Raw genomic sequence first — 23,505 nt, 5'->3', positions numbered from 1 at the left:
ACCATGTGGACCAGGAGCAAGAGCGCGGGATTCGTGGCGGCGCTGTCCGCCGGTGTCTTCGGGGCCGGCCTTCTCGCCGGTGCGGCGCAGGCCCGCGACCTGACCGTGGTGTCGTGGGGCGGCGCCTACCAGGAGGCGCAGAAGACGGCCTATTTCGGGCCGTTCAAGGCCACCGGCGCCGCGCTGAACGACGAATCCTGGGACGGCGGCATCGGCGTGCTGCGCGCCAGGGTGCAGGGCGGCGCCTCCACCTGGGACGTGGTGCAGGTGGAGAGCGAGGAGCTGGCGCTGGGCTGCGAGGAAGGTCTGTTCGTGCCGCTGGAGTACGGCCGGATCGGCGGCGAGGAGCAGTATTACCGCGAAGCCGTCAACCCCTGCGGCGTCGGGGCCATCGTCTACAACTTCGTGCTCGGCTACGACCGGGACAAGCTGACCACCGCGCCCACCGGCTGGGCCGACTTCTTCGACACGCAGACGTATCCCGGCAAGCGCGCCCTGCGCCAGGGACCGAAGACGACGCTGGAGATCGCGCTGATGGCCGACGGCGTGGCGCCGGCCGACGTCTATACGGTTCTCGGCACCGAGGAGGGCATCGAACGCGCCTTCCGCAAGCTGGACACCATCAAGAAGGACATCGTCTGGTGGAAGGCCGGCGCCCAGCCGCCGCAGCTCCTGGCTTCGGGCGAGGTGGTGATGACTTCGGTCTACAACGGCCGCATCGACGCCGCCAACAAGACCGACAAGAAGAACTTCGGCATGGTGTGGAACGGCTCGCTCTACACCCTGGATAGCTGGGTCATCCTCAAGGGCAGCCCCAACATCGAGGCCGCCTATAGCTTCCTGGACTTCGTCGGCAAGGCGGAGAACCAGGCGAAGCTGTCGGAGAACATCGCCTACGGCACCTCCAACAAGAAGGCGGCGGAACTGGTGCCGGCCGCCGTGCTGGCCGACCTGCCGACGGCGCCCGACAACATGAAGAACGCCATCGAGATCTCCACCGGCTTCTGGCTGGAGAACATCGACCGGCTGACCGAGCGCTTCAACAACTGGGCGGCGAAGTAAGGCACCGAGCCCGTCGCACCGGGCCGCGTCGCCGGCGGCCCGGTGCGACCATGGTCGCATGAGGATTCCGTCATGACCGCCATCGCCGACGCGGGCGAGGTTCCGCTGGCGTTGCGCCTCCGCCGGGCGGAGCGCATGCGCCGCATGAAGGCGCTGGCCCTCGTGGTGCCGCTGCTGCTGTTCCTCCTCTTCACCTTCCTGGTGCCCATCGCCGGCATGCTGTGGCGCAGCGTCGACGACTGGGAGGTGGCGCAGGTGCTGCCGCGCACGGTGGCGGCGCTCGGCGCCTGGGACGGCCGCGACCTGCCGGGGGAGGACGCGTACGCCGCCCTGGCCGCCGACCTCAGGCAGGCGTACGCCGAGCGGACCGTGGCGGTGGCCGCCAAGCGGCTGAACTACGCCGTCAACGGCTTCCGCACGCTGCTGATGTCGACGGCCCGCGCCATCCGCGACGTGCCGGAGCCGGGTGCCGCGCGCGCCACCCTGGCGGCCATCGACCCCGCCTGGGAGCGGCGCGAGACCTGGGCGGCCATCCACGGGGCGCGCGGGCCGGTGACCGATTTCTACCTGCTGGCCGCCCTCGACCTGCGCCGCGACGCCGACGGCGCCGTCATCGGGGCGCCCGCCGACCAGTCCATCTACCGCAGCGTCTTCGCCCGCACCTTCGGCATCGGCCTGGGGGTGACGGCGCTGTGCCTGCTGCTGGGCTTTCCCGTGGCCTATCTGCTGGCGACGCTGCCGGCGCGCACGTCGAACCTCCTGATGATCTTCGTGCTGCTGCCGTTCTGGACGTCGCTGCTGGTGCGCACCTGCGCCTGGATCGTCCTGTTGCAGAGCCAGGGCCTGGTCAACGACGCCCTGCGCTGGACCGGGGCGATCGACGATCCGCTGCGCCTGATCTACAACCGCACCGGGGTCTTCATCGCCATGACCCATGTGCTGCTGCCCTTCATGATCCTGCCGCTCTACAGCGTGATGAAGGCCATCCCGCCCGCCTACATGCGCGCCGCGGCGTCGCTGGGTGCCCCGCCGGCGGTGGCCTTCGTGCGGGTCTACCTGCCGCAGACGGTGCCGGGGGTGGGGGCCGGCTGCCTGCTCGTCTTCATCCTCGCCATCGGCTATTACATCACGCCGGCGCTGGTGGGCGGGGCGGGCGACCAGATGATCAGCTATTTCATCGCCTTCTACACCACCGAGACGGTCAACTGGGGGCTGGCGTCGGCGCTGGGCGCGGTGCTGCTGGCGGCGACGCTGCTGCTGGCCGTCGTCTACGGCCGGCTGGTGCACGGGCCGTCGACCACCGGAGGACTGAAGACGTGAGCGACCACGCCCCCCGCACCGCCGGCCAGCGGATCGCCCGGGCGGTCACGGTGACCGCGGCCGCCCTGGTCCTGGTGTTCCTGATGGCGCCGATCCTGGCGATCATGCCGCTGTCCTTCAGTTCCGGCAGCTATCTCACCTATCCGCTGCCCGGCCTGTCGCTGCGCTGGTACGAGGACTTCCTGGGGTCCGAGCGCTGGATGCGCTCCCTGTGGAACAGCATGGTCATCGGCGTCGCCGCCACCGTCCTGTCCATGGTGCTGGGCACCCTGGCGGCGCTGGGCCTGGCCCAGTGGAAGAGCCGGCTGAAGCCGCTGGTGCTGGCGGTGGTGCTGTCGCCCATGGTGGTGCCGGTGGTCATCACCGCGGTGGGCGTCTATTTCTTCTTCGCGCCGCTGGGGCTGACCGGCAACTTCGCCGGCCTGATCCTGGCGCACACGGCGCTGGCCACGCCCTTCGTGGTGATCACCGTCAGCGCCACGCTCCAGGGCTTCGACACCAACCTGAGCCGCGCCGCGGCGTCCCTGGGGGCGCCGCCGCTGCTGGCGTTCCGCCGCGTCACCCTGCCGCTGATCGCGCCGGGCATGGCGTCGGGCGCCCTGTTCGCCTTCGCCACCTCCTTCGACGAGGTGGTGGTCGTGCTGTTCATGGCGGGGCCGGAGCAGCGCACCCTGCCGCGCGAGATGTTCAGCGGCATCCGCGAGAACATCAGCCCCACCATCACCGCCGCGGCGGTGCTGCTGACCCTGTTCTCGGTGCTGCTGCTGGCCACCCTGGAATGGCTGCGCCGCCGCTCCGAACGGCTGCGCGGCATGGACGGGCGGTGAGCGGTCCGGCCGTTACAGGTACGGCGGCGTGCAGGCGCTGACGATCTCGCACTCCTCGTCGCCGATGTTGCGGAACCGGTGGGGGATGCGGCTGTCGAACAGGTAGGCGTCGCCGGGGCCGAGGATCTCCTTGCGGTCGCCGACGGTCAGCTCGATGCGGCCGCGCAGCACGATGCCGCCCTCCTCGGACTCGTGGCGCAGCATGGTGCGGCCGGTGTCGGCGCCGGGGGCGTAGCGTTCGTGCAGGATTTGCAGCGTGTGGCCGCGCAGGTCGCCGACCTGACGGAACGAGATGGCGCCCGCCGCCCCGGCCAGCGGCTCCGCCAGTTCCACCAGTTCGTCGGGGCGGAAGACGATGCGGTCGGCGGGGGGCAGTTCGGCGGCGAAGAACTCCGCCAGGCTCATGGGGATGCCCTGCAACACCTTGCGCAGGGACGACACCGACGGGCTGCAACGGTTCTGTTCGATCAGCGAGATGGTGCCGTTGGTGACCCCGGCGCGCTGGGCCAGGGCGCGCTGCGACAACCCCTGCTTCTCGCGCACCTGCTTCAGGCGCGCCCCCACATCGAAGTCCATGTGCGCCGATCCCGATGGTGACCGCCCACAGGAGTAGCGCAAAGCGGGCGGGAGCGTCACCCGATTCCCGCCACCTCCCCGGCCAGTGCGGTGAAGGCCCGCACCAGCGGCGAGCGGTCGCCGCGGCGGTGCGCCAGCATCAGCGTGGTGTGGGCCGCCGGCGTGTCGAGGCGGCGGTAGACCACGTCGGCCACCGCCACCTGGCGCAGGTTGGCGGGCAGGATGGACACGCCCAGCCCGGCGGCGATCAGGCCGATGATGGTGAAGGCTTCGCGCGCCTCCTGGGCCACCGCGGGGCGGAAGCCGGCGCCGGCGCACAGGGCCATCACCTGCTCGTGCGTCGCCGTGCCGTACTCGGCGGGGTAGAAGACGAAGGGCTCGCCGGCCAGCGCCGTCAGGGGCACCGGGTCCAGCGCCGCCAGGGGGTGGTCGGCGCGCAGCACCGCCAGCAGCGGTTCGCGCAGGATCGGCCGGAAGCACAGGGCCTCGCCCGGCGGGTTCAGCGGTTCGCGGATGAACCCGATGTCCAGCCGGTTCTCCGCCAGAGCCGCCAGTTGCGGCTTCGACGGCATCTCCACCAGCGTCAGGTGCACGTCGGGCGCGGCGCGGCGGTAGGCGTCGATCAGCCGCGGCACCACCGGCTGGAAGGGGGCGGCGGCGGTGAAGCCGACGCGCAGCTCCCCCACCTCGCCGCGGGCGGCGCGGCGGGTCAGCGTCACCGCCCGTTCCGTGTGCGCCAGGATCGCCCGCGCCTCCGTCAGCAGGGTGTGTCCCGCCGCGGTCAGGGCGACGCGGCGGCGCGTGCGCTCGAACAGGCGCACGCCCAGGTCCGTCTCCAGGGACCGGATCGACTGGCTGAGCGGCGGCTGGCCGATGCCCAGGCGCAGCGCGGCGCGGCTGAAATGCAGCTCTTCGGCGACGGCGACGAAATGGCGGAGGTGGCGGAGATCCATGGCCCCCACTATGCCCGGGCCGGCGGCCGGGTCAACGCGGGGCGTCACGGCTCGCGCTATTGGCAGCATTTCGCGCAAATGCCGATCTTAAGAGATAATTTACCCATTAGCCCTTTCGGTTTCTTGACGCCGCATGGTAGACGCCGCACGCTCCGTCAAGTGCTGCGATGTGCTTTGAAACGCTTTGGTCTTGACATGCCAAAACGCGTGAAGGCTGTCGGCAACAAAAACAACCGCTTTGGGCGGAGGAAATCATGGCGGTGCTTCGGGGTACGAACGGAAATGACGCGATCTCGGGGACGGGATCGGCGGACATCATTTACGGCAACGGCGGCAACGACCGTCTTTGGGGGCTGGGCGGCAACGACACGATCTATGGCGGCGCCGGCAACGACACCATGTACGGTGGTGCGGGCAACGATACCTACTACGTGGGTGAGGCGGGCGACCGGGTGATCGACGACTCCGGGACGGCCGACCGGGTGTTCCTGTTCACGAGCTGGGACCTGCGCAACGCCACCGGCATCGAGCAGGTGCTGCTTCAGGAGGAGGCCGGCCGCGCCACCGTGCTCGGCGCTGCGGCCAACGACTCCATCGTCGGCAATTCCTTCGCCAACCGGCTGGAAGGCGGGGCGGGCAACGACAAGCTGCGCGGCGGCGGCGGCGACGACACCCTGGTCGGCGGCACCGGCAACGACCAGCTCTACGGCGGTGACGGCAACGACCGGCTGGTGTCCGTCAGCGGCCACGACACCCTGCACGGCGGCCCCGGGGCCGACACCTTCTACATCGACCCCATCGACCCCAACGACATCCTCCACATCCATTTCGCCGATTTCCGGCCGGAGGAGGGGGACCGCATCATCATCGACATCGGCGGCGCACCCCACGAGATCTGGCAGGGGTCGAGCACGGACAACGGCCCGCCCGCACCGGGCGAGCCCGTCTCCACCATGATCGAGGCGTACGGCGGCACCGGCACCGTGTTCATGCACTTCGCCGGCCACAGCTACGGCATCGACCCCTACATCGACTGGATCTGATGCGGCCGGGAAGAGATCCTTTCCAATGGCGTCCGGCCGACAGGGTGCTGCCGGGGGGAGCGACTTATATGCGGAACAGATAAGTTTCCCCCCGGAAATGTATTGGACCCATGAAAGCCTCCTGAGCCACTCTGCCGTCACGGTGGCGCCGCCCGGGCGCCGTGATCGCAAAAAGGAGGATGACCGGTGGGGAAGACGGCTGAGACGCGCGCGACGTTCGCCTGGGACGATCCGCTGCTGCTGGACGCGCAGCTCACCGACGACGAGCGCATGATCCGCGACAGCGCGCGCGCCTACTGCCGGGACAGGCTGATGCCGCGGGTGCTGGAGGCCAACCGGCACGAGACCACCGACCCCGCCATCTTCGCCGAGATGGGCGAGCTGGGCTTCCTGGGCGCCACCCTGCCGGAGGAGTACGGCTGCGCCGGCGCCAACTACGTCTCCTACGGCCTGATCGCGCGGGAGGTGGAGCGGGTGGACAGCGGTTACCGCTCGATGATGAGCGTGCAGTCCTCGCTGGTGATGCACCCCATCCACGCCTACGGCACCGAGGAACAGCGCCGCAAGTACCTGCCGAAGCTGGCCACCGGCGCATGGATCGGCTGCTTCGGCCTGACCGAGCCCGACGCCGGCTCCGATCCCGCGGGCATGAAGACGCGGGCGCGCAAGTCCGCCGACGGCTGGGTGATCTCCGGCGCCAAGATGTGGATCACCAACTCCCCCATCGCCGACGTCTTCGTCGTCTGGGCCAGGGATGACGCCGGCGAGATCCGCGGCTTCGTCCTGGAGAAGGGCATGAAGGGCCTGTCGGCCCCGAAGATCGAGGGCAAGTTCTCCCTGCGCGCCTCCATCACCGGCGAGATCGTCATGGACGAGGTGGCGGTGGGCGAGGACGCGCTGCTGCCCAACGTCAAGGGCCTCAAGGGGCCGTTCGGCTGCCTCAACCGTGCCCGCTACGGCATCGCCTGGGGCGCCATGGGGGCGGCGGAGTTCTGTTTCCACGCGGCGCGGCAGTACCAGCTCGACCGCAAGCAGTTCGGCCGGCCGTTGGCCGCCACCCAGCTCTCCCAGCTCAAGTTCGCGGATATGGAGACGGAGATCGCGCTGGGCCTTCAGGGCGCCCTGCGCGTCGGGCGGCTGATGGACGAGGGGCGGGCGGCGCCGGAGATGATCTCGCTGATCAAGCGCAACAACTGCGGCAAGGCGCTGGCCATCGCCCGGGTGGCGCGCGACATGCACGGCGGCAACGGCATCGCCGACGAGTACCACGTCATCCGCCACGCCATGAACCTGGAGGCGGTGAACACCTACGAGGGCACCCACGACATCCACGCCCTGATCCTCGGCCGGGCGATCACCGGCATCCAGGCGTTCACGGGCTGATCGCGCCATGACCGGACCCCTGGCGCATGTGCGCGTGCTGGAGCTGAGCCGCGTCCTGGCCGGCCCCTGGGCCGCCCAGACCCTGGCGGACCTGGGCGCCGACGTCATCAAGGTCGAGCGGCCGGGCAGCGGCGACGACACCCGCACCTGGGGTCCGCCATGGGCGGGCGAGGGGGAGGCGCGGGAATCCGCCTACTTCCTGTCGACCAACCGCGGCAAGCGCTCCGTCACCATCGATTTCGAACAGCCGGAGGGGCGGGACCTGGTGCGCCGCCTCGCCGCCGCGTCCGACGTGGTGATCGAGAACTTCAAGGTCGGCGGGCTGCGCAAGTACGGGCTGGACTACGATAGCCTGCGGGCGGTGAACCCGCGCCTGGTCTATTGCTCCATCACCGGCTTCGGGCAGAGCGGGCCCTACGCGGCGCGCGCCGGCTACGACTTCATGATCCAGGCCATGGGCGGGCTGATGAGCGTCACCGGCCAGCCCGACGGCGAGCCCGGCGGCGGTCCGGTCAAGGTGGGCGTGGCGGTGACCGACCTGTTCACCGGCCTCTACGCCGCCATCGGCGTGCTGGGCGCCCTGGCCCACCGCGACCGCACGGGGGAGGGGCAGTGGGTGGATCTCGCCCTGCTCGACGTGCAGGTGGCGGTGCTGGCCAACCAGGCGATGAACTATCTGGTGTCCGGTGCGGCGCCGCGGCGCCTGGGCAACGCCCACCCCAACATCGTCCCCTACCAGGCGTTCGCCACCGCCGACGGCTACATGATCCTGGCGGTGGGCAACGACGGCCAGTTCGCCAAATACTGCACCGCCGCCGGCCGGCCGGAGCTGGCGCAGGACCCCCGCTTCGCCACCAACCCCGCCCGGGTGGCCAACCGGGCGGAGCTGGTGCCCGTCGTCGACGGGCTGATGCGCACCCGCACCACCGCCGACTGGCTGGCGGTGCTGGAGCCGCTGGGCGTTCCCTGCGGTCCCATCAACGACCTGGCGCAGGTGTTCGCCGATCCCCACGTGATCGCCCGCGGCCTGCGGCGCGACCTGCCGCACCCGGCCCTGGGCAGCGTGCCGACGGTGGCGAGCCCCATCCGCTACTCCGCCACGCCGGTGGAGCACGGCGCGGCGCCGCCGGCGCTGGGCGGCGACACCGACGCGGTCCTGGAGGAGCTGCTGGGCCTATGCGCGGCGGACAGGGAAGCGTTGCGAAGCCGGAACGTGATTTAGCGCGCCCGGCCCGGCATCAAGGTGCCGTCCGCCCGCCCGCGACCGCCTCCCCCACACCCGATGGTGCCCGACATGTCCGACACCCGCCGCGGCATCCTGATGATGCTGGTGGGCATCTCGCTCTTCACCATCAACGACGCCCTCGGGAAATGGCTGGTGACGGAGCACGCGGTGGGGGTGCTGCTCGCCGTGCGCAGCCTGTTCGCCGCCGCCGTGCTGCTGCCGTTCATCCGGCGCCGCGGCTGGCGCACGGTGTTCGCCGTGCGCCGGCTGCCCCTGCATCTGCTGCGCGTGGCCGCCGCCTGCACCGAGATCGCGTGCTTCTACTGGGCGGTGCGCTATCTGCCGCTGGCCGAGGTGATGACCATCTACATGGCCGCACCGCTGATCCTCACGGCACTGTCGGTGCCGCTGCTGGGCGAGCATGTGGGCTGGCGCCGCTGGGCGGCGGTGGTGGTGGGCTTCGCCGGCGTCGTGGTCGTGCTCAACCCCGCCGGCGACTTCGATCCGCTGCCCAGCCTGGTGGCGGTGTTCGGGACGGTGGCCTACGCGCTGAGCATGATCGGCACCCGCTTCCTGCGCGCCGACGGCAACCTGACGCTGGTGTCCTTCAGCACCTTCGGCACCGGGCTGGTGGGCACGGCGACCCTGCCGGTGGTGTGGTCGACGCCGGGACCGCTGGATTTCCTGCTGCTGGGGCTCCTGGGCCTGGTGGCGCTGGCCGGCCACGCCGCCGTCAACCGCTCCCTGCAACTGAGCCCGCCGGTGGTGGTGGCACCGTTCCAGTACGTGTCGATCCTCTTCGCCGTGGTGATCGACGCAGTGATCTGGAACCACATGCCGACGGCGTCGGTGGGCATGGGCGCGGCGCTGATCATCGCCAGCGGCCTGTTCGTCTTCCACCGCGAACAGGTGGTGAAGTCCGGCGCCGCCGCGGCCGCCGGCACCACCATGGGGCCCGGCGAATAGAAATCGGGGTATGGCGATCCGCGCAACCCGTCCGTCCGTTTGACTCCCTGACGGGATTGACGGGGACGGGACGCGCATGGCCGTCGTGAAATGGGTGGGGCTGACTCTTCTCGGGCTGGCGGGGCTGACGGCGGCCGGCATCGGCGTGGCGGCGCTGGTGTGGGACTGGAACGACGCGCGCGGATTTCTGGCCGCCCGGGCCGGCGAGGCGCTGGGCCGCCCGGTGAGCCTGGACGGCGACCTGCACGTCCGCCTCGGCAACCCCGTCCGCATCCGTGCCGAGGGGGTGCGGATCGCCAACGAGCCCTGGGGGCGCGACCCGTGGCTGGCGGACATCCCCGTGCTGGAGGTCGGGCTGCGCCCGTGGCCGCTGCTGCGCGGCGACGTGGAACTGACGGACATGGTGCTGACCGGCCCGGTGGTGAGCCTGGAACGCAGCGAGCAGGGCGAGGACAACTGGGATCTCGGCGCGGAACCGGCCGATGACGGGGCCGGACCCGATCACCGCGGTGAGATGCCCGTGGTGGAGCGGCTGCGCGTCGAGGACGGCCGGTTGCGCTACCGCAACCCGCAGAGCGACGTGGACCTGGACAGCACCATCAGCACCGCCGTGGGGGCGGAGGGGGACGACCGCGTCCACCTGCAGGGGGAGGGGACCTTTGCCGGTGAACCCTTCTCCCTGACCCTGGAGGGCGGGTCGCTGCGCTTCCTGCGCGACACCTCCGCGCCCTATCCGATCCGCGCCGAGGCGGCGGTGGGGCCGACCCGCGGGGTGGTGGAGGGAACGCTGAACGACCCCGTGCGGTTCGAGGGCGTCGACCTGGCGGTGGACCTGAAAGGCGACGACCTCTCCGCCGTCTTCCCCATCTTCGGCATCCCGGCGCCGCAGACCGGCCCCTACGACCTGCGCGGCACCCTGACGCGGGACGGGCCGATGTGGCGGGTCACCGGCCTGACGGGCCGCGTCGGAGGCACCGATCTGGACGGCACCGTCACCATCGACGCCGGCGGCGACCGCACGCGCGTGACGGCCGAACTGGTGTCCGAGCGCCTGGTGCTGGCCGACCTGGCCGGATTCGTCGGCGGCGCGCCGGAGGAGGGGGACGACTATCCGGTCAAGGAGCCGGGCCGCATCCTGCCGGACACACCGGTCAACCTGGACCGCCTGCGCGCCACTGACCTGGAACTGCGCCTGCGCGGGCAACGTGTGGAATCGGCGGCGGCGGCGCTGGACAATTTCGGCATGGTGCTGACGCTGGACAACGGCGTCATCACCGTGGATCCCTTGTCCTTCGGCATGGGTGACGGCCGCATCCTGGGGGCGGTGCGCCTGGACGGGCGCGAGCGAATCCCCGCGGTGGCGGTCGACCTGACCGTGCGTGGCATCCGCCTGCCCGACCTGTTCGCCGGCAGCGGGCTGGAGGACCGGATGGGCGGCGTGGCGACCGGGCGCATCGCGCTGGAGGGGCGCGGCGCCACCCTGGCCGACGCCGCCGCCGTGGCCGACGGCTCGATCGGGCTGGCGGTGGACGGGGGCACCGTCGGCAGCCTGATCGTCCAGGGCCTGCAAACCGACATCGTGGAGACGCTGGGCATCGTCCTGACCGGCGAGGAGCCGGCCCCCTTCAACTGCTTCGTCGTCGATCTCGCGGTCGAGGGCGGGGTGGGGCGGACGCAGGCGATGGTGCTGGACACACCGGAGACGCTTCTGGTCGGCGAGGGGACCATCGACCTGGGTGTGGAGACGCTGGACCTGACCGTGCGCGGCCGGCCCAAGCAGCCGGGCGTGCTGTCCACCGAGGTGCCGGTTCATATCCGGGGCCGCTTCGCGTCGCCCGACGTGTCCCTCGATCCCACCGAAACGGCGGCCCGCGGCGCCGCCGCGGTGGCGCTGGGCGTGCTGCTGACGCCGCTGGCGGGGCTGCTGCCCCTGCTCGACCCCGGCACCGACGAACAGCCCCATTGCGGCACCCTGATCCGCAGCGCGCTCACCCCCGACACCGAAGCCGCGGAACCGGACGGGAACGGAGCGCCGGCCCCGCGCTGAGCCGATCATCACGCGGTTCTCCCATTCAAAAGACGACGGGGTTCATGACGACCGAACAGGTACTCGCCTTCGCCATCATCGGTGCGGTCATCGCGCTGCTGGTGTGGGACCGCTTGCGCTATGACGTGGTCGGGCTGCTGGCCCTGGTCACCGCCATGGCGGTCGGCCTGGTGCCGGAGGAACAGGCGTTCCGCGGCTTCTCCGACGAGATCGTCATCATCGTCGGCGCCGCCCTGGTGGTGAGCGCCGGTGTGGCGCGCTCGGGCGTGGTGGAGGTGGCCATGAAGCCGCTCTCGGCCCGCATGCGCACCCCCGCGATCCAGGTCATGGTGCTGGCCGGCGCGGTGACCGTGCTGTCGGCGGTCGTCAAGAACGTGGGGGCGCTGGCCATGCTGATGCCGGTGGCGGTGCAGATCGCCGCCCGCACCGGCACCCCGGTGTCGCACCTGCTGATGCCCATGGCCTTCGGGTCGCTGCTGGGCGGACTGATGACGCTGGTCGGCACCTCGCCCAACATCATCGTCTCGCGCATGCGCCAGGACATCCTGGGGGAACCGTTCCGCATGTTCGACTTCACGCCGGTGGGGGCGGTGCTGGCGGCGGCGGGCGTGGCGTTCCTGGCGGTGGGCTGGCGGCTGCTGCCGCAGCGCCGCGCCCGCGCCGCGGCGGAGGCGTTCTCCATCGACGACTTCACGGCCGAGGCGCGGCTGCCCGCCGGCTCCCCTTTCGTGGGCCGCACGGTGGCCGAGTTCGAGGAGATGGGCGAGGGCGACGTCACCATCGCCGCCATCGTGCGCGAGCGGCACCATCGCTATGTGCCGTCCGGCCACTGGGTGCTGTACGAGGGCGACCTGCTGGTGCTGGAGTGCGACACCCGGGCGCTGGCCCGCATCGTCCGGAACGCCGGGCTGGAACTGTCCGAAGGCCGCACATCCGACGCCGCGCGGGGCAGCGATGTGCCGACGGTGGTGGAGGCGGTGGTCACCCGGGGCTCGCCGCTGATCGGCCGCACGGTGGAGGATCTGGCCCTGCGCGGGCGTTACGGCGTCAACCTGCTGGCCCTGTCTCGCCGGGGCCAGCCGATCCGCCAGCGGCTGCGGCGCATCCGGTTCCGGTTCGGCGATCTCGTGGTGTTCCAGGTCCGCGCCGACGACGCGCACGAGACCCTGGCGACGCTGGGCTGCCTGCCGCTGGCCGAGCGCGACCTGCCCATCGGGCGGCCGCGCAAGCGGCGCCTCACCGTCGCCATCGTCGGGGTGACGGTGGTCCTGGTGGCCACCGGCACGCTGCACGTCGCGCCCGCCTTCTTCGGCGCCGCCGTGGCCATGCTGCTGTTCGGGGTGCTGACGCCCGGCGAGGCGTACGAGGCGGTGGAATGGCCGGTGCTGGTGCTGTTCGGTGCCCTGATCCCCGTATCGGAAACCCTGCAATCGACCGGCGGGACCGAACTGATCGCCGGCTGGCTGTCGGTCGCCGCCGGCGCCCTGCCGCCGGTGGGGGCGCTGGCGCTGATGATGGTGGCGGCCATGGCGGTGACGCCGTTCCTCAACAACGCGGCCACCGTCCTGGTGATGGCGCCCATCGGCGCCAGCCTCGCCGCCCACCTGGGGCTGCGCCCCGACGCCTTCCTGATGGCGGTCGCCGTGGGGGCGGGGTGCGATTTCCTGACCCCCATCGGCCACCAGTGCAACACCCTGGTGATGGGCCCCGGCGGCTACCGCTTCGCCGACTACTCCCGGCTGGGATTGCCGCTGTCGCTGCTGGTGATCGTCATCGGCACCGCGGCGATCGCGCTGGTGTGGCCGCTGGCGCCGGGGTAGGGCGGTGCGGCGCCCGGGTCGGCGGCGCTCAGCAGGGGGCGTTTCAGGCGGCCGGCGGCGATGTCGGCGCGGATCGTCTCCGGCGACGCCGCGCGGATGCGCTCCAGCTCGGCCCGGTTGGCGGCCAGGAAGGGGTTGGCGTCGCTGCTGTTGAGGGGGCGGGCGTGCTCCAGGTGGAACAGCGGGCCGGGCACCCGCTCCACCCGCTGGCCGAGGCGGCGCATGCGCTCGACGATCTCGTCGTCCTCATAGCCCCAGGACAGGAACCGCTCGTTGTAGCCGCCGGCGGCCAGCAGGGCGGCGCGGTCGAAGAAGGCGCTGCCGCCGGGGGAGTTGCTGTGCATCACCGGGTGGCGGTGGGCGACGGCCAGCAGCGCCGCGCTGGACAGGGTGCGGGCGAACTGCTCCACCGGTGCCTGTCCCATGATCCAGAAGAACAGACCGTTGTAGGGAAAGACCATGGCGGCCCCGGCGCGCACGGCGTCGCGGGCCAGCACGTACTGAACGGGATCGACCACCACGTCGGTGTCGTGCAGGGCCACGACGGGGGTCTGCGCCGCCTCGACCATGCGGTTGATGAGGAACGCCTTGTGGGTGAACGGGGTGGCGTTGCCGGTGAGGTGCAGGTGGCGGCAGCGGGCCGCCAGCTCGGGACCCAGCGCGTCGGCGGCGTCGCCGGGGCCGTCCCTGTCCTCGCCGATCAGCACGGTGGTGTCCGCGTGCTTCAGCAGGTGGCCGACGATCAGGCGCAGGTTGCGGGCGCGGTCGTCGCTGTCCCGGCGGAAGGGCACCAGGACGGTGACGTCCCGCAGATCGTGGCGCCCGTCGGGTCCCGCCGCGTCCAGGATGGTCCGGCGCCGGGCGAACACGGCGAGCTGTTCGGCAAGCTGGTCGCGCGCCGCCGTGTCGCCGGGGTCGAGGGCCACAGCCTCTTCAAGGAAGGCGACCGCCGCGCCGGGCCGGCCCAGCGCCGCCTCGATGGAGCCGCGCTGGCGGCGGGCCCGCTGGTGGTCTGGGTGACGTGCGGTCAGCCTCTCCAGCACCTCCAGCGCCTCGCCGATGCGGCCCATGGCCTGCAACGCCTCGCTGAGGTGGTACTCGGCATCGGGAAAGTCGGGGCGGCGGGCGACGGCGCGGCGGTAGCAGGCGATGGCCTCCTCGGTGCGCAGGACGATGTGGTGCAGGACGCCCAGGTTGAACAGGGCGTCGGGATCGGCGTCGTCGCGCGCCGCGGCGCGGCCGATCAGCGCGGCGGCGGCGGCGGTATCGCCGCGGCGGGCGTGGACGAGGCCCAGGCGGTGGAGCGCCTCCGGCTCCTCCGGCTCGACGTCGAGGATTCGGGTGTAGAGGATCTCCGCCTCGGCGAGACGGCCGGCCCGGAGATGGTCGAGGGCGGCCGCGAGGGCTTCGGCGACGGTGGCCATGGGGGCGGGCTCCGGGTGCTCGTGCCGGGGAGGGGAGAGCCCGAGCCTACAGGAATCCCCTTTGATTTGCCGCCCTTATCGGCGACAGTTTCGCGAACCGAGAACACGCCGGGAGGGATCATCCGCCATGTCCAGCGACACCACACGCAACGATCTTGCTCGCCGTCCCGCCCCCTCCGGGCTGACCCGCCGCCGCTTCGGCCAGGCCGCCGCCGCGGCCGGCGCGCTGGCCGCCTTCGGCACGGCGCCGGCCTTCGCGCAGGCCACCACGCTGAAGGTGGGGGTGCTGCTGCCGCGCTCCGGCCATCTGGCCCAGGCCGGCCAGGCCTGTCAGCGCGGCGCCGACATCGCCCCGGCGGTGCTGCGCGACATGGGCTACGCGGTGGAGATCCTGTCGGCGGACACGGAATCCAACGTGGACGTCGCCCGCTCGCGCACGGAGAAGCTGATCAACGACGGCGCCAACGTCATCGTCGGCGCCTTCGACAGCGGCCAGACCGCCGCGGCCGCCCAGGTGTGCGAGCAGCGCGGCGTGCCGCTGGTGATGAACATCGCCGCCGCCGACCGGCTGACGGAGCAGGGCTATCGCACCGTGTTCCGCAACTTCCCCACCAGCACCATGCTGGTGACCAACGGCCTGGCGCTGATGAAGGAGCTGTTCGCGGTCACCGGCGCCACGCCCAAATCGGCGGTGTTCCTGCACGCCAACGACACCTTCGGCATGGCCAACAAGGCGGCGATGGACGCCCTGTTCCCCAAGCTGGACATGCCCTTCGTCATCGTCGACAGCATCTCCTACGATCCCAAGGCGCAGGATCTGGCGATCGAGGTGACCAAGGCCAAGGCGACCGGTGCCGAACTGGCGATCGTCACCACCCGCGCCACCGACGCCATCATGATGATCAAGGAGATGGTGAAGCAGCGCTGGCAGCCCATGGGCATCGTCTCCCCCGGCTCGCCCGGCCTGTATGACGAGCAGACCTACAAGGTGCTGGGCAAGTACGCCGACTACGCCATCACCAACCTGCCCTGGTACGACCCCAGGGCGGATCTCACCCGCCGCGTCGAGGCCGCCTTCCGCAGCGCCTTCCCCAACGACCGCTTCGAGGGCTACGCCTTCAACGTCGCCTTCACGCTGGAGGCGATCCTGGTCGCCGCCGATGCCTTCAAGCGGGCCGGCACCCCCGAATCGGAGGCGATGCTGCAGGCCCTGCGCACCACGAATCTTCAGGAGAAGATGATGGTCGGTCCGGCCATCACCTTCGACGAGAAGGGGCAGAACGTTAACCTCGCCTCGGCCTGCGTGCAGAACCGCGACGCCCGTCCCACCGTGGTCCTGCCCAAAGGCTCGGCGGAGATGGAGCCGGTGTTCCCGATGCCCGGCTGGCAGAAGCGCACCTGATCCGACAAACGCAGTGAGTGTGGCGCGAAGGGGATCTTCCCCTTCGCGCTTATTTTGTATACGGAATGAGTTGCCTTCCCCCCGGTTGCTCCGGCATCACGGATTCGACCGGCGGTGCCCGACACCGTCCCATGACCGGAAGAGGGGAGAGGCAAGACATGACGGCGTGGCCGAACGATCCGTTGTTCCAATACCAGTGGCACCTGCTGAACCTCGGCCTGTTCGGCGGCGTGCGCGGGGTGGACCTCAACGTCGTCCCGGTCTGGCGGGACTACACCGGGAAGGGCGTCACCATCGGCGTCTATGATTCGGGCGTCGAGTATGACCATCCCGATCTGGCGGGCAATTACAATCCCGGCCTCCACATCGTCCTGCCCGACGAGACGATCCACGACCCCTATCCCACCGGCTACGACGACTGGCGCAACGCCCACGGCACGGAGGTGGCGGGCATCATCGCCGCCACGGGCAACAACGGGGAAGGCGTCATCGGCGTCGCACCCGGTGCCACCCTCACCGGCGTCAACATCCTCGATGCCGGCACCTTCATGACCGACGCGGCCCGCGAGGCCGGCGCCATGTTCCTGGCCATGGCGCAGCAGGCGTCCTTCGACGTGGTGAACCACAGCTGGGGCCCGATCGTGCCCTTCAGCACCTTCACCAACTTCTATTTCGAAGGGCTGTTCAACTTCACCCTTCCCATCCGCTACAGCCTGGAAGAAGGGCGCGGCGGGCTGGGCACCATCATGGTGGTGTCGGCCGGCAACTCGCGCGATGTCGGCGACAACGTCAACTATTCCAACTTCGGCAACGACCCCGGCGTCATCACCGTCGCCGCCGGCACCAACCAGGGCGACATCAACTATTACAGCACGCCCGGCGCCTCGATCCTGGTGACCGCCCCCGTCGACCGGCATCTGGCCGACACGCGACCGGACCTGCCGTTTCCCCGCTGGACCACGACCACCGACTGGATGGGCGGCAACGGCGCCTCGCCGAGCGAGCGCTCCGTCGGCTTCGACGGCGGCGACTACACGGACATGATGAACGGCACCTCGGCCGCGGCCCCCATGGTGTCGGGCGTCGTCGCCCTGATGCTGGAGGCCAACCCCGGCCTCGGCTACCGCGACGTGCAGGAGATCCTGGCGGCGACGGCCCGCGACTTCCGAAGCGGCAAGGGGGAGTTCGAGCTGTATTCCTGGCAGACCAACGGCGCCACGGAATGGAACGGCGGTGGCATGCGCTTCAGCCACGACTACGGCTACGGCTTCGTCGACGCCCGCGCCGCCGTCCGCCTGGCCGAGACCTGGGACCGCCAGTCGACCACGCAGAACGAGGTGTACGCGGAATACACCTCGCCGACGGCGATGGGAGCGGTGATCCCCGACGGGGATGCGAACGGCTGGTCCTATTCCTTCACCCTCGACAACGCCATGGAGGTGGAGTGGGTCGAGCTGGACTTCCACGCCCACCACACCTGGTACGCCGATCTGGTGGTGACGCTGACCTCTCCCCACGGCACCGTCAGCACGCTGGTAAACCGGCCGGGCCTGCCGACGAAATGGGTGACGCCCGACCCGGAGAACCCCGCCTACACCCCCGACGGCTTCGCCGGCGAGGGTGATCTCAGCTACATCTTCTCCTCGGTCGCCCACTGGGGCGAGAACAGTGCCGGGGTGTGGACGGTCACCGTCAAGGATCTCGGGCCCGGCGGCACGGGGTATGTGGACGAGTTCTCGGTGCTGGCCTACGGCCGCCCGCACCGGGACGGCGAGATCTTCGTCTACACCGACGACTATGCGGAACTGCTGATGCAGGACCTGCTGCGCCTGGACATCGTCGGCACCGCCGGCATCGACACGCTGAACGCCGCGGCGGTCTCGTCCAACAGCATCATCGACCTGCGGCCGGGCACCATCTCCAGCCGGATCGACGGCAAGGCCGTGTTGATCGGCACCGGTGGCGGCGTCATCGAGAACGCCTATGGCGGCGACGGCAACGACATCATCATCGGCAACGCCGCGGACAACGTGCTGGCCGGCGGCCGCGGGGCGGACACCCTGACGGGCGGGGCCGGAGCCGACCGTTTCGTGCTCAACCGCTTCACCGACACCGACGTGGTCACCGACTTCAACGCCGCGGAGGGCGACCGAATCCTCGTCGCCGACGGGCTGAGCTGGACCGTGATCGACGCCGGCCGCGGCGCGCTGATCGACGCCGGTTCCGGCAACGCCCTGCTGCTGCTGGGCGTGCCGGCTTCCGGCGTGCGGGACGACTGGTTCCTGGTGGCGTAAGGGTGCTGCCGGCCCGCCGCCGGGCTCTTACCCGGCGGCGGCGGCTTCGCGGCAATAGGCCAGGAGCTGCTCCGCCGACCGGCGGCGGTCGCCGACGGCGGCGAAGCGGTCGCGGGCCGCCGCGGCTTGGGCGGCGTGCAGGGCCGGGTCGGTGGCCAGGGCCCGGGCCCGGTCGAGAAGGGCGGCGTCGTCGGCGACGGTGAAGTCGGGCCCGGCCACGCGGGCGACATCCCCCGCCGCCGGCGTCACCACCGGCAGCCCTTCGGCCAGGGCGAAGGCGGCGCTGCCGCCGCCGCCCTGGCGCCGCGGGTTCAGCAGGGCGGTGGCGATCCGGTAGAGGGCACGGATCGCCTCGACGTGGCCGAGGCTGCGGGCCCGGCCGGCGTTGCGCAGGCCGGCCAGGCGGCCGGGCAGCGTCGTCACCTCACCGGCGAAAGCCACCACCGCGTCGGGCAGCCGGTCGAGCAGCCCGTCGACCAGGGCGAGGAAGGCGTCGTCCACCTCCGCGTCCAGCCGGTTGCCGACCACGACGAACAGGGCGCCGGTGTCCGGCAGGCCCAGCTCACCGCGGCTCAGCACGGCGTCCTCGGGCGGCGGCGTCCAGCCGAAGGCGTGGGGGCGGAAGCGTGCCGCCAGCTCCGCGGGCCAGCCGTCCGGCCGGTCGGCCGCGTCATAGCCCAGCACCAGGTCGGCGTGGCTGTTGGGCACGCCGGAGGAGGTGGGCAGCAGCACCACCGCGCGGGTGTCGGCGAACAGGTCGGCGATGATGTTGGAGCCGCCGAACGCCACGATGGCGTCGGGGTCGAAGCCCTCCACATGGTCGATGATGGCGTGCACCTTCTCCTCGTCGAAGCGCAGGTGCGGGAAGGAGGCCATGCGCACGCGCGCACCGTACGCCTCGATCATCTGAACGCCGCTGTAAGCTTCGGTTACGTTGTACGAGAAGGCGGGGATGAAGCCGTTCTCCGGTGTCGCCGCCATGGTGTTGGCGTTGACGATCAACACCTCGACCCCGCACTCGTCCTGGAGGCGGCGGGCGTAGTCGAAGGCGTCCAGCGTCGGCTGGTGGCCGGCGCCCAGCATCTGGTTGGTGATCAGGGCGACCCGCCGCACCTGCGGGCGCGGTCCGGCCGGGCGCATGCGGGCGGCGGTGGCGTAGCGCAGCGCCGTCTCGTCCACCAGCAGGTCGTAGAGCCGGGCAAGCTCGTCCGCCACGAACTCCGCCAGGGGGCCGGAGCGGGCGGCGCCCACGAACACCTGCATGGAGATGCCCCAGTAGGCGTAGTGCAGCGACGGCACGGTGAAACGCGCCGGCTCCGCCAGGATGGCCCGCACCAGTTCCCGGTAATAGCGGATGTCGCCGGTGAGATAGAAGGGCAGGGACAGCCGGCGCATGACATCACCCAGCGCGTAGTCGCGCGACACGATGTCGGCCGCCGCCCGGCGGCTGTCCGGGTCGTAGCGCTGGATCAGCGCCGACAGGGAATTGATGCTGTTGCCGGGGTTGTCCCCGCTGTTGCACACCAGGACCAGGGCGCGAGCGAAGCTTTCCGCCGCATCGCGCGGGCGCCCCAGGGCGTGCAGGGCGTGGCCCAGGTTGGAGTGGAACACCGGCGACTCCGCGTCGGCGGCGACCGCCCGGGCGATCAGGTCCGCGGCTTCCGCCGGGCGCCCGGCCTGGAGCGACAGCACGCCCAGCAGATGCAGCGCGTCGGGGTGCCCGGGTGAGCGGTCCAGCACCTCCCGGTAGAGCCGCTCCGCCTCGGCGGTACGGCCGGCCTTGTGGTGCTCGGTGGCGACCGCCAGGGTCTGATCGATGGTCTCCATGGCACCTCGTCCCGATCGTCGTATCCGGTTCGTCCTGCGCGCGGCAGTCTACAAGCAACACGGCGGGATTGGCGAACCCTTTTCCGATCGGGCGCACGCCCGGTTTAACCGGCCCTTAGGGGAATTCGCGTTCCCTTGCCGGCCATGGACGCGCGGATCATCGCCCGGTGCCGGCCGCCATGGGGGGCGGCCCTGCTGCTGCTGCTGCTGGCCCTTGCCGCGGCGGGCGGGGTGCTGCGGCCGGCCGCGGCGGCGGAGGTCACGGGCATCACCGTCAGCCTGGCCGACCGCCGGCTCTACGTGCATGAGGCCGGCGGGCCGGTGCGGTCCTATCCGGTGGCCATCGGCCGGCCGGGCGTCGCCACGCCGCTCGGCGACACCGCGGTGGTGCGCAAGCGCCGCAACCCCACCTGGCACCCCACCCCCGCCCAGCGCCGCGCCGACCCGGACCTGCCCCGCTCCGTGCCGCCCGGTCCCGGCAACCCGTTGGGCCGCTATGCCCTCGACCTGGGCTGGCCGACCTACGCCATCCACGGCACCAACCGCCCCGACTCCGTGGGGCAGCGGGCCAGCGGCGGCTGCTTCCGCATGCTGCCCGCCGACATCGAGGCCCTGTTCGACTCGGTCCCCGTCGGCACCCCCGTACGCGTCATCCGAGAGGCGTATACCGCGGCACCCGATCGTCCCGCCACCGTCCCGGTCCGCCTGCCGGTGCCGGTGCCGGAGGCCGCGGCCGCGCAACCTCCTCCGTCGCCGCCTCCACCTTTGCCGTCCGTCGTGCCGGACCCCGGCTGCGCCACGGCCACGGCGCCGCTGCGGCGGATGCTGTGCGACGATCCGGATCTGGCGGTGCTGGACGGCCGGGTCCGCGGCCTGGCGCAGGACCGGCTGGCCCGCCTGCCGGCGGACGCCCGCGCCGCTGCCGCCATCGCCCTTCACCAGGAGGAACGCCGCTTCGCGGAGCGCCTGGGGGCCGTCTGCTGGATACGACGCGGCAGCGAAGCCGACCCCGCCGTCGCCGCCGCCGCCCGCACCTGCCTGCGCGCCGCCCTGACGGCGCGCCTGGACGACGCGGCCCGCTGAGCGCGGCGTGCGGGGCGTGCTGAAGACCGGCGCCATCCGGGTCCCGGCTGCCGGAGGACCAGAGGATATCAATGAGCGTGACGGAAGATCTTGATGGCGGAAACCAGCAGGATCACACCGAGAAGAGTCATCAGCATGTCGGTCGGCACCACCCCCAGCAACAGGCCGCCCAGGGCGGCGCCGAGGATCGAGCCGGCCACCATCCAGCGGAACAGCGATTGCTCCCGTCTCAGGATATGGACGGCATCGGATCGGGTGTAGCGGGCGAAGCCGACGATCATGGTGGGCAGGCTGACCACCAGGGACAGGCTGCCCGCCAGCTTGATGTCCAGGCCGTAGAGAAGCACGATCGCGGGGATCAGCAGTTCGCCGCCGGCCACACCCAGCAGGGCCGCCACGACGCCGATGCCCAGCCCGGCCGCCAGTCCGGCCACCAGGCGCAGCGGCCCGGCGTCGACGATGGCGCCGCCGCCGTCGTGCAAGCCGATCAGGGATTCCGACAGCATCACCAGGGACAGGCCCGCCAGCAGGACCATGATGATCCGGTTGAGCCAGGCCCGTGGCATGGTGAGGGCATGTCCGGCGGCCCACCACGCCCCGACGAGACTGCCGGCGAGCAGGTTCAGCGCAACGTCGAGGTGATCGGTGAGCCGGTCGAACGGAATGGCATTGGCGCGGAAGACCAGGGCCGCGGCCACGACCACCAGGCTCACGGCCTTGTTCAGGATCACCGCTTCCAGGGTGGAGAGCTTGAAAACCCCGACCAGCACCGGAAGGCGGAATTCCGCCCCGCCCAGGCCGATCAGCCCGCCCAGAGTGCCGATCAGCGTTCCGGCGACGAAGCTCTTGCCGTTGCGGCTGCGCATCGTCAGGCGCCCGGCGCTGCGGTTCGGCCGGGAAGCGAATAGCCGTACGTCACCATGACCGCCGGTCCATCGCGGATGGGAGATCAGCCGCCGCGGCAACCGGTCCCGTCTCTACGGCAGTGACGGCGTCCTTCGGTTGGTTGCGGGCGGAGAATGTCATGATGTGAAATCCTTGCAGCCCCGACGCGTCGAAGTCCAGGGGGGATTGTAATCGGCGTTCTGCCTTGTCATCAATCACATTTATCGGATTCAATCATGTAATATTTGCAGAGATGCCGGATGTCAGCGTAAATTACAAAGAGGATGCATATTCCTGCAAATATTCCGTGGTGCACGGAAAGTCGCACCAACCGCCCTGGATTTGCAAATCCCACCGCCGCCGCCATAATGGCGTCCGTCGAGCCCGCCTGTCGGCGGGAACGCCCCCGGAGCCGTGCGATGAGCCAACTGTTGAACACGCGGGAGATCGCGGACTACCTGCGCCTCAAGCAGCGCAAGGTCTACGATCTCGTGCAGCGGGGCGAGATCCCCTGCACCCGCGTCGGCGGCAAGTGGCTTTTTCCCAAGGATCAGATCGACCGCTGGCTGTCCACGCGCAGCGGCGCGGAGTCGGTCGTCTCACCCGTTGCCCGACCGGCCGCCGCGGCGCCTCCGGTGATCGCCGGCAGCCATGATCCCCTGCTGGAATGGTGCGTCGCGGAATCGGGATGCAGGCTGGCCCTCATGGGCGGGGGGAGCCTGAGCGGGTTGGATCGCTTTGCCGAAGGGGCGGCACTGGCCTGCGGCCTGCACGTCCTGGACGAGGTGAGCGGTGAGCACAACGTCCCCTTCGTCCGGCGATGCCTCGGCGACCGTGATGTGGTGGTGATCGAATGGGCGCAGCGGGAGCAGGGATTGGTCGTCGCCTCCGGGAACCCCCTGAGCATCCGCACCGTCGCCGATTTGCCGGCGGTGCGCGCCCGCATCGTGCGACGGCAGCCCGAGGCCGGTGCGCAACGTCTGTTCGATCACCTCATTGCCCGGGCCGGGCTGCGCTGGGATGACCTGGCCACGCTCGACCGCCCGGTGCAGGCTGAAATGGACGTCGGGCTGGCGGTGCTCGGCGGGCAGGCCGATGCAGGACTCGCCGTCCGGGCCGTCGCGCATCAGTTGCGGCTGGATTTCGTGCCATTGCACCGGGAGCGCTACGATCTGATCATGCACCGCCGCGACTTCTTCGAACCGCCGTTGCAGAGGCTGTTCCGATTCGCCGCCTCCGCGGCGGCATCGGCCAAGGCGGCGGACCTTCGGGGCTATGATCTTGCCGGGCTCGGCACCGTCCATTTCAACGGTCCGTAGGGTGGTCGTGACGAGGCGTCCGGCATGGTGCGGGTCCGCATGGGGTATC

Annotated in this window: 18 protein-coding genes; 13 read left to right on the top strand and 5 right to left on the bottom strand. The window is 70.9% G+C overall.

Features of this window, described 5'->3' with window-relative positions; translation table 11 throughout:
- Positions 1 to 3: 3 nt before the first annotated feature.
- From G472_RS0120760 to G472_RS0120750, 3 genes are all read left to right on the top strand, one after another.
- Positions 4 to 1,062: an ABC transporter substrate-binding protein gene (locus tag G472_RS0120760; protein WP_029009909.1), complete on the top strand. Its 1,059-nt coding sequence runs from the start codon at positions 4 to 6 to the stop codon at positions 1,060 to 1,062.
- 72 nt (positions 1,063 to 1,134) lie between these two features.
- The gene (locus G472_RS0120755) at positions 1,135 to 2,382 is read left to right on the top strand and encodes an ABC transporter permease (RefSeq protein ID WP_029009908.1); all 1,248 of its coding nucleotides are present in this window, start codon (positions 1,135 to 1,137) and stop codon (positions 2,380 to 2,382) included.
- Positions 2,379 to 3,209, top strand: a complete 831-nt coding sequence (locus G472_RS0120750; RefSeq protein ID WP_029009907.1) for an ABC transporter permease — start codon at positions 2,379 to 2,381, stop codon at positions 3,207 to 3,209. Before G472_RS0120755 ends, G472_RS0120750 begins: the two co-directional genes overlap by 4 nt.
- A gap of 12 nt (positions 3,210 to 3,221) precedes the next feature.
- On the opposite strand, the gene G472_RS0120745 is transcribed toward G472_RS0120750, so the two are convergent.
- Both G472_RS0120745 and G472_RS0120740 read right to left on the bottom strand, forming a co-directional pair.
- Positions 3,222 to 3,785, bottom strand: coding sequence for a cupin domain-containing protein (locus G472_RS0120745; RefSeq protein WP_029009906.1), 564 nt, complete (start codon positions 3,783 to 3,785; stop codon positions 3,222 to 3,224).
- A 56-nt stretch (positions 3,786 to 3,841) separates the two neighbouring features.
- Positions 3,842 to 4,738, bottom strand: coding sequence for a LysR substrate-binding domain-containing protein (locus G472_RS0120740; protein WP_029009905.1), 897 nt, complete (start codon positions 4,736 to 4,738; stop codon positions 3,842 to 3,844).
- 254 nt (positions 4,739 to 4,992) lie between these two features.
- Between G472_RS0120740 and G472_RS34655 the strand changes: the two genes are divergently transcribed.
- The 6 genes from G472_RS34655 to G472_RS0120710 all read left to right on the top strand — a co-directional run bounded on the left by G472_RS34655 (position 4,993) and on the right by G472_RS0120710 (position 13,222).
- On the top strand, positions 4,993 to 5,781 hold the full coding sequence (locus tag G472_RS34655; protein ID WP_051341095.1) for a calcium-binding protein: 789 nt from the start codon (positions 4,993 to 4,995) through the stop codon (positions 5,779 to 5,781).
- A gap of 186 nt (positions 5,782 to 5,967) precedes the next feature.
- Positions 5,968 to 7,164, top strand: a complete 1,197-nt coding sequence (locus G472_RS0120730) for an acyl-CoA dehydrogenase (protein ID WP_029009904.1) — start codon at positions 5,968 to 5,970, stop codon at positions 7,162 to 7,164.
- Positions 7,165 to 7,171: 7 nt separating this feature from the next.
- Positions 7,172 to 8,386 carry a CaiB/BaiF CoA transferase family protein gene (locus tag G472_RS0120725; protein ID WP_029009903.1) on the top strand — a complete coding sequence of 405 codons (1,215 nt, stop codon included), beginning with the start codon at positions 7,172 to 7,174 and terminating at the stop codon, positions 8,384 to 8,386.
- A 72-nt stretch (positions 8,387 to 8,458) separates the two neighbouring features.
- Positions 8,459 to 9,355 carry a DMT family transporter gene (locus G472_RS0120720; RefSeq protein WP_245593542.1) on the top strand — a complete coding sequence of 299 codons (897 nt, stop codon included), beginning with the start codon at positions 8,459 to 8,461 and terminating at the stop codon, positions 9,353 to 9,355.
- Between the two features lie 76 nt (positions 9,356 to 9,431).
- A complete protein-coding gene (locus G472_RS0120715; protein WP_035693271.1) occupies positions 9,432 to 11,402 on the top strand; it encodes an AsmA family protein in 1,971 nt (656 codons plus the stop codon).
- A 44-nt stretch (positions 11,403 to 11,446) separates the two neighbouring features.
- Positions 11,447 to 13,222: an SLC13 family permease gene (locus tag G472_RS0120710; protein WP_029009900.1), complete on the top strand. Its 1,776-nt coding sequence runs from the start codon at positions 11,447 to 11,449 to the stop codon at positions 13,220 to 13,222.
- Here the strand turns inward: G472_RS0120710 and G472_RS34650 are convergent.
- Entirely contained in the window at positions 13,132 to 14,646 is a 1,515-nt protein-coding gene (locus G472_RS34650) for a glycosyltransferase family 2 protein (protein ID WP_084536812.1), read from the bottom strand. The two genes, G472_RS0120710 and G472_RS34650, sit on opposite strands and share 91 nt — an antisense overlap.
- A 127-nt stretch (positions 14,647 to 14,773) precedes the next feature.
- Here G472_RS34650 and G472_RS0120700 point away from each other — a divergent pair, with 127 nt between their 5' ends.
- Positions 14,774 to 16,048: an ABC transporter substrate-binding protein gene (locus G472_RS0120700; RefSeq protein WP_029009899.1), complete on the top strand. Its 1,275-nt coding sequence runs from the start codon at positions 14,774 to 14,776 to the stop codon at positions 16,046 to 16,048.
- Between the two features lie 158 nt (positions 16,049 to 16,206).
- Positions 16,207 to 18,342 carry a S8 family serine peptidase gene (locus G472_RS34645; RefSeq protein ID WP_051341094.1) on the top strand — a complete coding sequence of 712 codons (2,136 nt, stop codon included), beginning with the start codon at positions 16,207 to 16,209 and terminating at the stop codon, positions 18,340 to 18,342.
- A 27-nt stretch (positions 18,343 to 18,369) separates the two neighbouring features.
- Here G472_RS34645 and G472_RS0120690 read toward each other — a convergent pair whose 3' ends face one another.
- Positions 18,370 to 20,169 carry a tetratricopeptide repeat protein gene (locus tag G472_RS0120690; protein WP_029009898.1) on the bottom strand — a complete coding sequence of 600 codons (1,800 nt, stop codon included), beginning with the start codon at positions 20,167 to 20,169 and terminating at the stop codon, positions 18,370 to 18,372.
- A 144-nt stretch (positions 20,170 to 20,313) separates the two neighbouring features.
- On the opposite strand from G472_RS0120690, the gene G472_RS37465 reads away from it, so the two are divergent.
- Positions 20,314 to 21,252, top strand: coding sequence for a L,D-transpeptidase (locus tag G472_RS37465; protein WP_084536810.1), 939 nt, complete (start codon positions 20,314 to 20,316; stop codon positions 21,250 to 21,252).
- Between the two features lie 68 nt (positions 21,253 to 21,320).
- Here the strand turns inward: G472_RS37465 and G472_RS0120680 are convergent, their stop codons facing one another.
- Positions 21,321 to 22,118, bottom strand: a complete 798-nt coding sequence (locus G472_RS0120680; protein ID WP_035693269.1) for a sulfite exporter TauE/SafE family protein — start codon at positions 22,116 to 22,118, stop codon at positions 21,321 to 21,323.
- Between the two features lie 438 nt (positions 22,119 to 22,556).
- Between G472_RS0120680 and G472_RS0120675 the strand changes: the two genes are divergently transcribed.
- Positions 22,557 to 23,456: a helix-turn-helix transcriptional regulator gene (locus G472_RS0120675; protein ID WP_029009896.1), complete on the top strand. Its 900-nt coding sequence runs from the start codon at positions 22,557 to 22,559 to the stop codon at positions 23,454 to 23,456.
- Positions 23,457 to 23,505: the final 49 nt, after the last annotated feature.

Origin of the sequence: Azospirillum halopraeferens DSM 3675 (assembly GCF_000429625.1) — a bacterium.
GTDB classification, from domain to species: domain Bacteria; phylum Pseudomonadota; class Alphaproteobacteria; order Azospirillales; family Azospirillaceae; genus Azospirillum; species Azospirillum halopraeferens.
This window is presented reverse-complemented; position numbering and strand designations above follow the sequence as displayed.